At 42.5% G+C, this 15,358-nt stretch carries 10 protein-coding genes and 1 tRNA gene; 4 read left to right on the top strand and 7 right to left on the bottom strand.

Annotation, left to right across the window (positions count from 1 at the left end; genetic code table 11):
* Positions 1 to 38: 38 nt before the first annotated feature.
* The gene (locus tag D0T87_RS09280) at positions 39 to 2,132 is read right to left on the bottom strand and encodes an ATP-binding protein (RefSeq protein WP_239063577.1); all 2,094 of its coding nucleotides are present in this window, start codon (positions 2,130 to 2,132) and stop codon (positions 39 to 41) included.
* A 126-nt stretch (positions 2,133 to 2,258) separates the two neighbouring features.
* On the opposite strand from D0T87_RS09280, the gene rd reads away from it, so the two are divergent.
* The gene (gene rd, locus D0T87_RS09275) at positions 2,259 to 2,420 is read left to right on the top strand and encodes a rubredoxin (protein ID WP_163174849.1); all 162 of its coding nucleotides are present in this window, start codon (positions 2,259 to 2,261) and stop codon (positions 2,418 to 2,420) included.
* Between the two features lie 82 nt (positions 2,421 to 2,502).
* Here rd and D0T87_RS09270 read toward each other — a convergent pair whose 3' ends face one another.
* Positions 2,503 to 4,203 (bottom strand): Na/Pi cotransporter family protein, encoded by a 1,701-nt coding sequence (locus D0T87_RS09270; protein ID WP_163174848.1) that lies wholly within the window; start codon positions 4,201 to 4,203, stop codon positions 2,503 to 2,505.
* Positions 4,204 to 4,277: 74 nt separating this feature from the next.
* Here D0T87_RS09270 and D0T87_RS09265 point away from each other — a divergent pair, with 74 nt between their 5' ends.
* Entirely contained in the window at positions 4,278 to 5,951 is a 1,674-nt protein-coding gene (locus tag D0T87_RS09265; protein WP_163174847.1) for a nucleoside kinase, read from the top strand.
* 82 nt (positions 5,952 to 6,033) lie between these two features.
* On the opposite strand, the gene D0T87_RS09260 is transcribed toward D0T87_RS09265, so the two are convergent.
* Together D0T87_RS09260 and D0T87_RS09255 are read right to left on the bottom strand one after the other, a co-directional pair.
* Positions 6,034 to 7,050: a 2-oxoacid:ferredoxin oxidoreductase subunit beta gene (locus tag D0T87_RS09260; RefSeq protein ID WP_163174846.1), complete on the bottom strand. Its 1,017-nt coding sequence runs from the start codon at positions 7,048 to 7,050 to the stop codon at positions 6,034 to 6,036.
* A gap of 1 nt (position 7,051) precedes the next feature.
* Positions 7,052 to 8,905, bottom strand: coding sequence for a 2-oxoacid:acceptor oxidoreductase subunit alpha (locus D0T87_RS09255; RefSeq protein ID WP_163174845.1), 1,854 nt, complete (start codon positions 8,903 to 8,905; stop codon positions 7,052 to 7,054).
* A 479-nt stretch (positions 8,906 to 9,384) separates the two neighbouring features.
* Here D0T87_RS09255 and D0T87_RS09250 point away from each other — a divergent pair.
* Both D0T87_RS09250 and D0T87_RS09245 read left to right on the top strand, forming a co-directional pair.
* A tRNA-Arg gene (locus tag D0T87_RS09250) sits at positions 9,385 to 9,456 on the top strand.
* A 662-nt stretch (positions 9,457 to 10,118) separates the two neighbouring features.
* Positions 10,119 to 10,562, top strand: a complete 444-nt coding sequence (locus D0T87_RS09245; protein WP_163174844.1) for a hypothetical protein — start codon at positions 10,119 to 10,121, stop codon at positions 10,560 to 10,562.
* An 83-nt stretch (positions 10,563 to 10,645) separates the two neighbouring features.
* Here D0T87_RS09245 and secDF read toward each other — a convergent pair whose 3' ends face one another.
* The 3 genes from secDF to rbfA form a co-directional block, all read right to left on the bottom strand.
* On the bottom strand, positions 10,646 to 13,654 hold the full coding sequence (gene secDF, locus D0T87_RS09240; RefSeq protein ID WP_163174843.1) for a protein translocase subunit SecDF: 3,009 nt from the start codon (positions 13,652 to 13,654) through the stop codon (positions 10,646 to 10,648).
* A 122-nt stretch (positions 13,655 to 13,776) separates the two neighbouring features.
* Positions 13,777 to 15,006 (bottom strand): FtsX-like permease family protein, encoded by a 1,230-nt coding sequence (locus D0T87_RS09235; RefSeq protein WP_163174842.1) that lies wholly within the window; start codon positions 15,004 to 15,006, stop codon positions 13,777 to 13,779.
* 7 nt (positions 15,007 to 15,013) lie between these two features.
* Positions 15,014 to 15,346 (bottom strand): 30S ribosome-binding factor RbfA, encoded by a 333-nt coding sequence (gene rbfA / locus D0T87_RS09230; protein ID WP_163174841.1) that lies wholly within the window; start codon positions 15,344 to 15,346, stop codon positions 15,014 to 15,016.
* Positions 15,347 to 15,358 lie beyond the last annotated feature (12 nt).

The raw sequence follows: 15,358 nt of genomic DNA, 5'->3' as shown, positions 1-15,358 counted from the left end.
TTTTTAATTTGGGTGTAAAAGTACAACTTTAAAACAAACTAGGGGTTATAGTGTTTACAGAAACTTTCAACTTTATCGAGTAATAAACCTGCGTTAACAGGTTTTGTCATAAAGTCACTAAATCCGCTCTTCATTACCCGGTCGCGGTCTTCTGAGTAGGCAAACGCCGTAAGTGCAATGATGGGGATAGTTGTCGACATCTGGCGGATGGCTTCCGTTGCGGCATATCCATCTACTTCGGGCATCTTCAGGTCCATTAAGATGGTGTCCGGTTGATGTTCCAGGAACATAGATACGGCTTCTTCCCCATTCTTTGCCCATAACAAATGATATCTTTTGGAAAGGATTGCTGCACAAAGATGGTAGTTGTCGGGCATATCTTCGGCTATCAATATCGTATATTTCTTTTGTTCAACAGGAATCGTTTCAGAAGAGTTTACGGTTTCCGTCGTAAGATTATCTTCCGACAGCTTCGTCTCAACCGGTTCCAGTTTTATTTGCGGACGATTGTCTGTTGGCAGGATGAACCAGAAGGTGGAGCCTTCGCCGTACACGGAAGTTAGTCCAATTTCGCCACCTAGCTTCTCGATGATTGTTTTACTGATCGAAAGCCCCAGGCCATTTCCTTTCTTTTCCTTGTTGAAACGGGCAAAGCGTCCGAAGACTTCTCCCAGCTTTTCTTCCTTAATGCCAATGCCTGTATCGCTTACATAGAAGTAAACGCCCTTCTCATGCGATTTGAATCCCATACGGATAGTACCGGACGAGGTAAACTTTAAGGCGTTAGACATAAAGTTGAATAATACCTGCGTCAACCTGTTCCGGTCTGTGTATAGTACGCAGGATGGTAGTGAAGGCTCATAAACAAGCTTTACCTTATCGTTATTCTTTAGTTTCAGGTCAAATTGCTTGTCCAGTTCGGACGTCAGCAGATTGATATCGACATCAGAGTATGTAAATTCGAGTATGCCGGCTTCCATTTTTGCAATATCAAGGATGTCGTTGATCAGCTGGAGCAGCATTTCATTGTTCATTCTTACGATTTGCAGGTATTGTTCCTTTTCTTCGTTGGTATTGGCCGATGCCAACAGTTCTGAGAAGCCAAGGATGGCATTCAACGGTGTACGTATCTCATGGCTCATATTGGCGAGGAAAGCTGATTTTGATTTATTGGCATCTTCTGCTTTTTCTTTTGCTTCTTCAAGAATAGTTTCCGTCTTTTTCTGCTCATTGATATCAATGCTAAGGCTATAGATGTCATTGGATTTACAATGCGGTGCATATTCTTTTTGGATAAGGAAGATTTTGATCCATTTCCATTCGTCGTTATTAATCATAACGCGGACATCTCTACAGAATGGTTCAACCTCACCGGATTCTGCGTTTTGCATAAAATCGAGTAACTCCTTTCGATCATCGGGATGAACGTACCGGAAGGTATGCATCACTGTGCTGGCTTTTTCATCTTCCCTTTCGCACAGATTCACACAATATGAAGGAGTTATCATCTCGTCTGTCGACAGTAAATTCAATGAGGCGAAACCGACCTGAGATATGGAAGAGGTAAAGGTTACTATACTTTCCAATTTCTCATTCTCCCGTTTGCCTGCTAATAGTTCGGTCACATCATGCACAGTGAGTACAAGATTATCCTCACCATCTATATTAAAGTACGACCCGGAGACGATTCCTTCAAACTCAACATACCTCTCGTAAGAGATGGCCAATGTCAAGCCTATTTTCACATCGGTAAAACTTCGTTTTTGCTGGAATGCTGTTTTTATAGCATTACGAACCACACAGTCAGCACATTTAGGGTGTGTTCCACACATCCCGGACAGAATGGCGTTGCGGCAACAAAGTAAATTGCCTACTTTCTTTTCTTCTTTATTATCGACCTTATGGGTACGTTCGTAGTAGTTTGTTCTTAGAACATTAAAATCTTTATCGATCAACAACACGTATGCATGAACATTCTCCAAAATCGCATCCAGCATACGAATGTACTTCCGGTTACTCCGACTCCTGTTTTTAGCGGCTTCTTGTAGTTGTTTTCTTTTTCGGAATTCCATCAAGAAAAGCAACAAAGCCAGCACAAAAAGTACTATCAATGAAGCAATTGCAAAAATCATTCTAATAAGCTTAATTAATACTCCACACTATGAAATAGCAAATATAACTGAAAAAAAGCAGATTATTCAAAACAATTCACTTCTTTTCAATGTTATATAGTCAGAATTCTGATAAAACATATAATTATGAAAAAGTACATTTGCACAGTTTGTGAATACGTTTATGATCCGGAGTTAGGTGATCCGGACGGTGGTATTGAACCAGGAACAGCTTTTGAAGATATTCCAGATGATTGGGTATGCCCTATCTGCGGAGTGAGCAAGAGCGATTTTGAACCTACGGAGTAGGTTTGGAGTTGAAAGTTGAAAGTTGAAAATTGAAAGTGCTCCATGCGGCATCGTAACTTTCAATTTTCAACTTTCAACTAAATCAAGCGTGTTTTCTTTCTTTTATAATATCGCCACTGGCCTCAACTACATTCACCACATAATCGCCCAGTTTCTCGCATTCAGCGATGAAGTCCATATAATAAACGCCCATCTGATAATCATATTCTTTGTTGTTCACGTCCAGAATATTTTGATTTTTGAGCTGATTACGATAATTATTTATCTCATTTTCAATATTATAAGTCTTATTAATATCGATAGCCTGATGTTCGGGTCTTGATACAACCAGAATCATTTGCGACAAGGCGTCATTGACCAGATTCATCATAGAATCAATATGTTCCAATTGCTTGTCTGTAAAGCTGACATTTGCCTGCCGCTTGCGATTCAACGTACGCCCCAGGTTACAACAACTATCGCCAATACTTTCAATCTCAGTCACTTCGCGAAGCATAGCACGGATCTGCAATTTACTTTCGGAACTCAAACGCCCTTCCGATACCTGATTCAGGTAATTTGCAATCTCTATTTCCATGTTATCACTAATGTCCTCATACTTCTCTATGCGACTATACAATTTGTTGAATTCATCGTCTTTATTGACCTTCAACAAATCACGGGCCATAGTGAACATGCGCTGTGTGCGTTCTGCATACAACTCTATCTCTTTATTTGCTTGTAAGATAGAAAGCTCTGCCGTAGAAAGCATACCACCGGTAATGTAGCGCAGGCGATATTCTTCCTCCTCCTCTTTTTGAGGGATAATGAATCGTACCGTTTTTTCGATCAGCTTAGTAGCCCAGATCAGAATACACACATTACAGATATTAAAAGCGGTATGGAAAGCAGATAACTTATAAGATACAGCTACCTCTTCTGATCCGGGATGCATATATGTATCTACAACCCAGGATACCGCATCGGTAAAAGGAGTAAAGATTATCAATACCCAAATCACCCCAAACACATTGAATACAAGATGCGCAAGTGCTGCACGCTTGGCTTGCAAATTGGCTGTCAGCGCAGCCAGATTAGCCGTAATGGTGGTACCAATATTCTCACCGAGAACAAGTGCTGCTCCCAGCTCATAACTAATCCAGCCATTGGCGCACATAATCAGTGTAATGGCCATCGTTGCTGCCGAAGCCTGCACTATCATGGTCAATACCGTACCGATGAAAAGGAATAAAAGAATGGAAATGAATCCCATATCGGTATAGTTTTGAACAAAAGCAAGCATTTCGGGGTTTTGACTTAAGTCGGGTGCATTGCTCTTTAACATCGCAAGCCCCATGAACAGGAAAGAAAAACCAAAAATGAATTCACCGATAGACTTGCGGTTACTTTTATTCGAAAAGATGAGGGGAAGAGCAAAAGCGAGAAGAGGAAGGGCGAAAGCGGCCATATCTACTTTAAAGCCGAAAATAGAGATAATCCAGGCAGTGACCGTGGTACCGATGTTGGCACCCATGATAACACTAATGGATTGGGAGAGGGTTAACAGCCCGGCATTTACAAAGCTAACTACCATGACCGTTGTGGCGGATGAAGATTGGATCAACGCTGTTATTAACACTCCCGTTAATACCCCGGTAACCCGGTTGGTTGTCATTGCCGTCAGAATTCCCCGGAGCCTATCTCCCGCGACCTTCTGCAGGCCTTCACTCATAATCTTCATTCCGTACAGGAAAAGTCCTAATGAACCTATGAGCTTTAAAAAATCATAAAAAGAATATTGCATCTATAATTAATTTGATGGTTTTAAGTCCTTTAACTAAATTTATCCGTATTACCAATCTATAAAGAGAGAGATATATGAAACAGATGTTGCAAATTTATTGCAAAAATAATAATATTTATAAAGAATTTCCAGTTGGGACCCTACTTTTGGATATTTATAAAGGTTTAAATCTTAATTTACCTTATCCGCCGGTCAGCGCGCGGGTAAACAACCGCATGGAAGGGCTTACTTTCAGGGTATATAATAATAAGAGTGTAGAGTTTGTCGATGTCAGAGATTCTTCGGGCATGCGCACCTATGTACGTTCATTATGCTTTGTGCTTTACAAGGCCGTAAGCGAGCTATACCCCAACAGTAAGCTATTGCTGGAACATCCCATTTCGAAAGGTTACTTCTGCGATCTACAAATCGGCCGCCCCATTACACTGGAAGACGTGGCAAACATTAAGAACCGGATGAAGGAGATCATTGCACAAAACCTCCGGTATCTGCGTGTGGAGTGTGAAACGACCGAAGCAGTGGAAATCTTCAAGGAAAGAGGAATGGAAGATAAAGTGAAACTGCTGGAAACTTCGGGGTCGCTCTATACCTACTACTATAAACTCGGCGATACGATTGATTACTACTATGGCAGCCTCCTGCCCAGTACAGGACATATCAACGTATTCGACCTGGTGAAGTATTATGATGGACTATTGCTTCGCATTCCAAGCAAGACGAACCCGAATGTCCTGGAGGAGGTAGTAAAGCAAGAAAAGATGCTCGAAGTGTTCAAAGAATATCTAAGCTGGGGATATATCCTGAATGTAGGCAACGTGGGCGATGTGAACATTGCTTGCCAGGAAGGGCATGCCACAGGACTTATTAATGTGGCAGAAGCGCTGCAAGAAAAAAAGATCGGCCAGATAGCCGATACCATTTACCATAAAGGCTCGAATGGCGACCGCATAAAGCTTGTGCTTATTGCCGGGCCTTCATCGTCCGGGAAAACAACTTTCAGCAAAAGGCTTTCTGTTCAACTAATGACAAACGGACTTAAGCCTTATCCACTTTCTTTGGATAACTATTTTGTTGACCGGGAGCAAACCCCGCTGGACGAAAATGGGAATTATGATTACGAGTCTTTATACGCCCTGGATCTAAAACTCTTCAACGACCAGCTGACAGCTTTATTGAGAGGAGAGGAAGTAGAAATACCCACATTCAACTTTACTACTGGAAAGAAGGAATACAAGGGCAATAAACTTAAAATAGATGATAATACCATCCTTATACTGGAAGGGATACATGCACTTAATCCGGATCTGACTCCGCATATCAACAATGCGAATAAATATAAGATTTACGTTTCGGCACTCACCTCCATATCACTGGATGACCACAACTGGATATCAACAACAGACAACCGCTTGTTGCGACGCATTATACGTGACTTCAATTATCGGGGCTACTCTGCACAGGAAACAATCTCCCGTTGGCCGAGCGTACGCGCCGGAGAAGACAAATGGATATTCCCCTTCCAGGAGAATGCGGATGTTATGTTCAACTCTTCACTGTTGTTTGAGTTCTCGGTATTGCGTCCGCACGCCGAACCGATATTGATGGGGGTACCACGAAACTGTCCGGCATATGCCGAAGCATACCGGTTGCTGAAATTCATTAAGTATTTCGTACCTATACAGGATAAAGAAATACCCTTTACATCATTATTAAGAGAATTCCTGGGAGGAAGTAGCTTCAAATACTAGGCAGCGAGGCGCTGCACCCAGGTTTCTATGCAGTATATATTATATCCGCATGGAAACTTGGGTGCAGCGCCTCGCTGCCTGCCTATTTGATTTCCCAGGTTTCGCAAGTCATCATTAGCATTTCTTCTAATGTGCGATCTGGTTTCTTAGCGCGTACTTCTTCGATCTGTGCATAAACAGACTCATCATAAGTTGGTGCAATAACATCACGGATAACGCCCAAAGCCACAGGGAAGTCAGGACCATCCATCAGAGCCAGTTTCATGTGGAGTGTATTATCTTCGCAGTATGCATCGTGCACCAACAGGTCTTTTTCGGTAATACCGTTTTCGCCCAGCTTAACGACTTTCAGGCCGAAACCTTCCTGCATTAAACCGTACTCGTTGTTTTCGCCGAAAATCATGGGCTGTCCATGTTTCAGGTAGATTGCATTCTTTGCACGATCTGCCTTAGAAGCCAAACGGCTCTGCGAACCATCATTAAAGATCACACAGTTCTGCAACACTTCAACAACAGAGGCACCTTTGTGCTTAGCCGAAGCAGTCAACGTTTCTACCGCACCGGGGCCGTCAACATCTACACAACGGGCGAAGAAGCGTCCGCGGGCACCAAATGCCAGCTCTGCCGGACGGAATGGATCTTCTACAGTTCCGTAAGGAGAAGATTTAGTTACCAATCCGCGAGGAGAAGTCGGTGAGTATTGCCCTTTGGTCAAACCGTAAATCTGGTTATTTAATAATATAATGTTTATATCTACGTTGCGGCGAAGCGCATGGATAAAGTGGTTACCACCAATAGCCAATCCGTCGCCATCACCCGAAACCTGCCATACGGTTAGCTTAGGGTTTGCCACTTTTACACCGGTAGCAATTGCCGCCGCACGTCCGTGAATGGTATGGAAACCATAGGTATTCATATAATAAGGCAGACGCGAGGAGCATCCGATACCGGAGATTACGGCAATATTGTGTGGCTCGACGCCAATGTCGGCCATGGCTTTATGCAATGAGTTAAGCAGAGCGTGGTCGCCACAACCGGGACACCAACGTACATACTGGTCACTTTTATAGTCTTTAGCTGTATATAGTGTTTCGCTCATCTTATTTTTCCTCCATTATTTTAGTGAATTCTTCTACAAGTCTTAATACATTGAACGGCTGACCCTTCACGCGGTTAAACTGATGAATATCCAAACCGGGCACCTTGGCGCGCAACAGGGTGGCAAACTGACCCATGTTCTGCTCGGCTACAATGATCTTCTTGTATTTCTTCAATAGTTCTACTGTATTCTTCGGAAGTGGATTGATGTATTTGAAGTGTGCCAAAGCCACCTTCTTGCCTTGTTGTTGCATGATTTCCATGGTGGAATGCAAGTGGCCGTAAGTACCACCCCAACCTACGATCAACAAATCGGCATCTTCGTCGCCTTCTATTTGCTGTTCAGGAATAAAGTTTGCGATATAATCAATCTTGGCCTGACGGGTTTCCGTCATTTTCTGGTGGTTGGCAGAATCTGTTGAGATTACGCTGGTATTGAAATCCTTTTCAAGTCCGCCGATACGGTGCTGGAATCCCGGCGTGCCCGGTACAGCCCAATAACGCACCATCGTTTCCAGGTTACGTTTGTAAGGCTTCCATCCTTCCTGCATTTCGGGCGATACGTAAGGAGGGTTGATCGTAGTATAGTTCTTCATCGAAGGAATCTTCCATGCAGCAGAACCATTAGCGATGTATCCATCGGTCAACAGAATAACCGGAGTCATGTGTTCCAAAGCAATCTTCGATGCCATGAAAGCGGCATCAAAACAACCATCGGGCGAAGTAGCAGCAATAACCACCAACGGGCTTTCGCCGTTACGTCCCCATAGCGCCTGCAACAGGTCGGTCTGCTCACTCTTTGTAGGCATACCGGTTGATGGGCCGCCACGTTGTACGTTGACAATGACCAAAGGAAGTTCGGCAATCACAGCCAGGTTAATGGCTTCGCTTTTCAAACATACTCCCGGACCGGAAGTTGTGGTTACAGCAAGGCTACCGGCAAAAGATGCGCCAATGGCACTACAGCAACCGGAAATTTCGTCTTCGCATTGAACGGTAACTACGCCCAGTTCTTTATATTTCGACAGGTAATGTAGAATATCTGTAGCCGGAGTAATGGGGTAAGAACCCAGAAAGAGCGGAAGATTGGCTTTTTCGGCAGCCGCAATCAAGCCGTAAGCCGTGGCCAGGTTGCCGTTTACATCCGTATAAACTCCCTTCTCTTTATTTCCTTTAGACTCCACGCGATAAGTGGAAACCGATGCATGTGTGTTATGGCCATAATTATATCCATCGGTCATTACCTTAATATTCGCCTCGGCAATCGTTGGCTTCTTGGCAAATTTGTTTTGAAGAATATGCATAGCATACTCTAACGGACGGTTGAATAACCAGCAAACCAACCCCAATGCAAACATATTCTTGCAACGAAGTATGGCTTTGTTGTCCAATCCGCTATCTTTCAGGCTCTCTTTACACATGGTAGAGATAGGAGCATCAATCACCTGGTTATGAATGCCCAGTTCCGTAAACGGATCGTCTGTTGTATAGAGTGCTTTCTCAAGGTCCTTTTTAGCAAACGAGTCACTATCTATAATGATAATAGATGCAGGAGTGAGGAACTTCGCATTCGTTTTTAATGCCGCGGGGTTCATGGCAACCAAAACATCGCATTTATCACCCGAGGTATATACTTTGTCCGCTCCAATATGAACCTGGAAACCGGAAACACCACTTAATGTTCCTTGCGGAGCACGAATTTCTGCCGGATAATCGGGAAATGTAGAGATATCATTTCCCAATACAGCCGATAGATTAGAGAAAATACTACCAGCCAATTGCATACCATCGCCAGAGTCGCCCGAGAAGCGCACTACTACTCTCTCCAAATCTTTAACCATCATCTCATCTGCCATAACTTTACTCTATTTTAAGATTAAATTAGATGCCTACTGTATAAATATAATCTTCCAGAATGACGACCACATTATACCGAAACATATTCATTTAAGGATTTGCAAAGGTCGGAAAGTTATGCGACTTAGCAAAATCTTTTCATGTCTATCTGTATTTCAATATCAAAAGTAGTGTTTTTTATCTAATTTTCGATCTTTTAGTAAGTTAATTAAAAGAAGAAAACACACTCAAATTATATTCAACAAACAATTTGATACTGCAAAATCATGCAATATTTTGACTTTCTGAATATTCTTGCAATCTTTTTACGCAACTTATGATAGAATAAAGCGGAATTATCTTTCAACTTTATAACTTTCCGAGTTATTTTATAACTTTATTTATCGAATATCGGCAGCCTGTAATAAAAGCCTAACCAATATGTCATTTCATTTGCATCTAATATTAATATTTTAATATCTTTGCATCCGGATTTGTTGCCCCTGTAGTTCAACGGATAGAATAGATGTTTCCTAAACATTAGATAGCAGTTCGATTCTGCTCGGGGGTACAGATATAGGCTGTAGATGATTGATTCAACATCTACAGCCTTTTTTGCACAAAACAAAGACTATATACAGGCATAAGTTGAACCAAACCAAGCTATTTTCCGTTTATTGGGTGGCAGTTATCTTAAACATCACCGAATAGGTAATTAGCCACCTCTGATTAACCTAAACCGCTTTAACCCGTGATGGATTGAAGCGGTTCTTCTTTAATACCATACAGGATTTCGCTACATATGCCAGTTGAATAAGTAGCAAAAGACCCGGGTGTATTGATTCGAAAGACCCGGGTCTTTTACCTGGGAACACCCGGGTCTTTCGGCCCGATACACCCGGGTGTATCGGGCCGCGTGATACTTGTGACATTAGCGTGTGACTATTGCTTTGAAATCAAGAACCACTTCTTCCTGAATGCCAGGAAGTTATACTACTCCGCGTGAGTTATGTATCTTTCTTAGCGAAAAACACTATGTATAGGGTAATCAGAAAGAGGAAAATCCCTACATCCGGTGGGTTTTCAATAAGATCAAATAGGAGAAATCATTATTTAAAGAGCTTTCACCCCGCTACATTTGCAATATAGCTAAATGAGAGAAACGCGGTTCATAACAAAATGATCACTATCATTGTTATAACCAACAGTACTAACAGTTTAAAATGGAAAGATATGAAAACGCTAAAGCACATTGCACTATTATTCATCACATTGGCAACTCTGACCGCTTGTGAAGATTACTACGAAGAAACCTTGTATTCGGACGACTTTGAGGTTAGAAGTAACCACTGGCAGTTAATAGGCGATCCGAATGAAGTCGGCTCTTATTACGAATACGTTCACACTGGGGTGCCTCTTAACACATCCTATTACGAAGGAGTCGTTACGGCCTATTTATACCTCGACTACGGCACTAAATATGAAGTACAAACCCCATTACCATACACCGAATATATTGTAGAAAAAATCAATGGTAAGGAATTTCACTACTCCATACATTATACATATGATGTAAAAGCCGATAACACAATCGCGTTCAAAGCATATGTAAGCGACTATTACACCGGCGATTTTAATCCCAGCACACAATATTTCAGGGTAGCGATCATTTGGTAAAACCAAGACTTAACCAAACAAAGCGGCCGGCTCCACACGTAGTGAAACCGGCCGTTTTCTATTTTATGGTATTCCTAATCGGATTATTCTTCGTCATTAATGCCTTTCTTACTGATCATTGAGTAAGCAATCGGAGATGCCACGAACAATGAAGACAATGTACCAAACACCACCCCAAGAATCATTGCAAAGGCAAAGCTGCGGATTGAGTCACCACCCAGTACGAAGATACAGATCAACACGATCAATGTACTCAATGAAGTATTGATGGTACGGTTCAGCGTTGTATTCAACGAATCATTGAACAACAGTTTACGATTACGTTTCGGATACAATCCGAAGAACTCGCGCACACGGTCAAAGATTACCACCTTGTCATTGATAGAGTAACCAATCGCCGTCAGGATCGCACCGATGAACGTTTGGTCAACCTCAAGCGAGAATGGCAATATACCCCAAAGCAGTGAGTAAGCACCAAGAATCATCACAGTGTCGCAAGTCAACGCAACTACAGAACCCACACTATATGCAATGTTACGGAAACGCAACAGGATATAAAGTCCGATAGCTACAAGCGAGAACAATACCGACCAGAATGCCGAAGTCTTAATATCATCGGCAATACTTGGACCTACTTTCTGAGAGCTAACGATACTACCACCCGTATGGTTTTCACGGTCGATGAATGTTTCCAGAGAAATATTCTCGGTCAGCAACGGCTTCAATGTTTCATACAAATAAGCTTCAATTTCCGAGTCTACATTATTTGCACTTTCCTCAATACGATAGTTAGTACTGATACGCACGGTTTTCTTGTCTGTTCCAATGGCAAGCACACCTACGTTAGCACCTTCAAACTTGTCGGCAATCAGTTCGCGTACTTGTTCCGGTTCAACCGGGTTTACAAACTGAACCTTAAAGTTACGTCCACCCGTAAAGTCAATACTTTGACTTAAACCACGGATACCTAACGAAGCCACACAAACCAGAACAACAACGCCTGTAATTGTGAACCACTTCTTATTTTGACCCATAAAATCAATGTTCGGGTTAAGGGACCAGTTCCTCGATAATTTAGAAGTAAACGTCAGGTTAAGAAGCTTATCTTTATTCATAAAGTGTTCGTAAACCAAACGAGTCAGGAATACCGCTGTAAAGAACGATACAGTGATACCAATCATCAACGTAGTAGCAAAACCACGGATAGGACCTGTACCGAAATTAAACAGGATAAGCGCTGTGATCAACGAAGTGAAGTTCGAGTCGAAGATCGCCGAGAATGCATTAGAGTAACCATCGGCCAAGGCTTTCTTAACAGCCTTACCTGCTCTCAACTCTTCTTTTGTACGTTCGTAGATAAGTACGTTAGCATCCACCGCCATACCCAAAGCAAGCACCATACCGGCAATACCCGACATCGTAAGCGCTGCCTGGAAGGAAGCAAGGATACCCAACGAGAAGAACATGTTGAAAATCAATGCACCATTTGCAATCATACCCGGTATGAAACCGTAAACAGTACACATATAAATCATCAGCAGAATCAATGCCACGATGAATGAGAAAATACCTGCATTGATAGATTCCTGACCCAATGAAGGTCCGATGATATCTTCCTGTACAATATATGCAGGAGCAGGCATCTTACCTGATTTCAATACGTTAGCTAAGTCCTTTGATTGTTCAGGAGTGAAATGACCTGTAATCTGCGAACGTCCACCTGTAATTTCAGAGTTTACATTTGGTGCAGAGTATACATAACCATCAAGTACAATCGCAACAGACTTACCAATATTTTGTTTAGTCAACAACGCCCATCTTCTGGCACCGTCTGTATTCATTGACATGCTCACAGCTGGTTTACCATATTGGTCGAATTCATCTCTTGCATCAACCACTACATCACCTTCAAGCGGAGCTCTTCCGTTACGTTCTGTAGATTTGATAGCATACAATTCGTACGTCTGACCTACACTTGCTTCGGTAGATGCAATCGGAGCAACACCCCATTTCAAACGAAGTTCTTTAGGGAATTCGCCTGAAACTTCTTTCATAGCCAGATACTTGTTAATCTCGGCCGTATCTCTTGCGATAGCCCAACCTACAACAGGACCTTGACCTTGACTATTCAACTGCAAAATAGATTGCAGCGGATAATCCTTTTTCATCTGCGCCGTAGCAGCAGCATCTTTCTTATCCGTGCTCTCACCTAATACAGAAGCCAGAAGGCTATCTCTTTGGTTTGTTGTATTCTCTACTACAGGAGCTTCTTCAGCAACGGTTCCTTCTGCGGCCGGAGCAGCAGTTTCTGTGCTATTCTGAGAAAGGACATTGCGCAATCTCACATCGGCAGTTTGCAAATAAGGAACAACTTCTCTTGCGTGATATGTTTCCCAGAATTCGAGGTTGGCCGAACCTTGAAGAAGTTTTCTCACACGTTCGGGTTCTTTGATACCTGGCAGTTCCACCATGATACGTCCCATTCTGTCTTCCAGACGTTGGATGTTAGGCTGAACCACACCGAAACGGTCGATACGTGTACGAAGTACGTTGTACGAGTTGTCGATAGCCGCTTTGATTTCTTCTCTCAGCACCTTTTCAACTTCGGCATCGGTTGACTTCTGAGTGACTTTATCTTTCAGCTTCTGAGTTGCGAACAGTTCGGATAACCGGGCACCTGGTGCTTCTTTCTGATATTCTTTGGTGAAAATAGAAACGAAATCTTCCTGGCTTGTAGCTTGCAAAGCGGTAGCCGAAGCTAATGCTTTATTGAAAGCCACATCGGGTTTGTTATCAGCCAATGCTTTAACTACATCAGCAACGGACACCTCAAGAATAACGTTCATACCGCCCTTCAGGTCCAATCCCAGTCCGATCTCCATCTCACGACATTGTTTCAGCGTATAGTTGCCCAACCACACTTTCTTGTTCGCCATCGAATCCAAGAAATGTTGTTCCATTCTTACATCGCCCTTCGCATAGTCATTAGCCTTATTCGTCCAATAGGCTGTAACGAAAGAGAATGAAAGGTAGAACAAACACACCAGCGTAAGCAATACCGCCAAAACCTTTACAAATCCTTTGTTTTGCATTTTAGTTTTAGTTTTATATTATTAATTTTGATTTAATTCTTTTATATACAAGGGTGCAAATATAGCTTTTTTTTCACTTTCAAATACATTTAACGGCTAAATATTTGATGGATAGGCACTATTTAACGGAGCAATCGCCTCCCTAAATAACGAACCGGATACCATACGGACAATAAACCCATAATCATAACCGTAATAAACACAAATAGGATATCGCCGAAATGAACGCTGACAGGGTATGCATCGACCAAATATATTCCCCCGGAAACATTCAAGGTTAGAAAACCAAATTCCTGTTGCGCCAGGCAAAGTGCTAACCCAAGCACGATACCACTTATGGCTCCAAAGAAAGAAATCATCCAGCCTTCAAGAAGGAATATACGGGAAACCAGCTTATCGCTTGCGCCCAGTTTCCGCAGTGTTGTCACATCTTCTTTCTTGTCAATAATCAACATCGACAGCGAACCAATCACATTGAAACAGGCTATCATTAATATAAAAGTCAGAAAGAGATAAGAGATCAGTTTTTCAATCTCCATGATACGGAAGATGTCGGCTTGTTGTTCATAACGATCCTGAACAAGGAAATCTTCACCTAAAAGATCGGCAATCTTTTTCTTCACAGCAGAGAGGTTTGCATCCGGAGCCAACTTCAATTCTATAGAAGAGACTTCGGTAGAGTAGTCAAATATCCGACGGGCAAAGTCGATAGATGTCAGTATATATTGAGAATCATACTTTTGCTGGTTTACCACAAACACACAACCGGGCGAGAACAGGTATTCACGATTAAAGGATGCTCCCGGATTGGCCATATTTACTTTGGCATTCCGCTTGGGAGCATAGATAGAAAGCGGATCGACAAACTGGATACCTGTGCCTAACATCGGTACCAGTTCGATGCCCATAACACCATAATCTACAACCTCATCGTGAAGCATAAACTTACCCGACCCGCGCAATATGCTATCAATCTCGGTCAGGTCTTCAAAGTTATCTTCCACACCTTTTATCACAGCCATTACCTGGCGGTCTTTATATTCCACCATGGCCTGCTCTTCCAGAGCTTCTGTAAATACAGCAATCTCGGACCATGTACGCAAAGCCTGTACACGTTCATCCCGGCCATCGAACGTTTTTCCTTCGCGGGCGGTGATCTTCAGTTGCGGATCAAAAGAAGTAAAAAGGTCGGCCACCATATCCTGAAAACCGTTCATTACGGATAGCGTGCAGACTAACGAAAGCGTAGCAAGCGCTACCCCACAAACGGATATGCCGGAGATAATATTAATAGCGTTATGTTTCTTCCGGGAGAAGAGGTAACGCCTGGCTATATAAAAAGGAAGATACACTTCGGGATTATTTCAACAAAGAATCAATCTTATCAATGTAATCCAACGAGTCGTCTACAAAGAATTTCAATTCGGGGATAATACGCAACTGATATCTTACACGTTTACCCAACTCGAAGCGGATACTCTTCATATTATCATTGATGTTCTTCACCAATTCTTCGCTCTTTTCCGATGGGAATACGCTCAGGTATACTTTGGCGATACTCAAATCGGGACTGATACGAACCACACTCACCGAGATCAATGTACCCGGCATGGCTTTGGTTTGCAGCAGAAATATATCGCCCAACTCCTTCTGTAGTAAACGGGCAATTTTGTTTTGTCTGGTTGTTTCCATAATTTATAAGTA

Origin of the sequence: Bacteroides sp. 51, assembly GCF_010500965.1 — a bacterium.
Lineage (GTDB): Bacteria > Bacteroidota > Bacteroidia > Bacteroidales > Bacteroidaceae > Bacteroides.
This window is presented reverse-complemented; position numbering and strand designations above follow the sequence as displayed.

Excerpts from the sequence above, each read along its gene's own strand:
- D0T87_RS09280 (WP_239063577.1), bottom strand. The coding sequence starts at position 2,132 with ATGATTTTTGCAATTGCTTCATTGATAGTACTTTTTGTGCTGGCTTTG.
- rd (WP_163174849.1), top strand. The coding sequence starts at position 2,259 with ATGAAAAAGTACATTTGCACAGTTTGTGAATACGTTTATGATCCGGAG.
- D0T87_RS09270 (WP_163174848.1), bottom strand. The coding sequence starts at position 4,203 with ATGCAATATTCTTTTTATGATTTTTTAAAGCTCATAGGTTCATTAGGA.
- D0T87_RS09265 (WP_163174847.1), top strand. The coding sequence starts at position 4,278 with ATGAAACAGATGTTGCAAATTTATTGCAAAAATAATAATATTTATAAA.
- D0T87_RS09260 (WP_163174846.1), bottom strand. The coding sequence starts at position 7,050 with ATGAGCGAAACACTATATACAGCTAAAGACTATAAAAGTGACCAGTAT.
- D0T87_RS09255 (WP_163174845.1), bottom strand. The coding sequence starts at position 8,905 with ATGGCAGATGAGATGATGGTTAAAGATTTGGAGAGAGTAGTAGTGCGC.
- D0T87_RS09245 (WP_163174844.1), top strand. The coding sequence starts at position 10,119 with ATGAAAACGCTAAAGCACATTGCACTATTATTCATCACATTGGCAACT.
- secDF (WP_163174843.1), bottom strand. The coding sequence starts at position 13,654 with ATGCAAAACAAAGGATTTGTAAAGGTTTTGGCGGTATTGCTTACGCTG.
- rbfA (WP_163174841.1), bottom strand. The coding sequence starts at position 15,346 with ATGGAAACAACCAGACAAAACAAAATTGCCCGTTTACTACAGAAGGAG.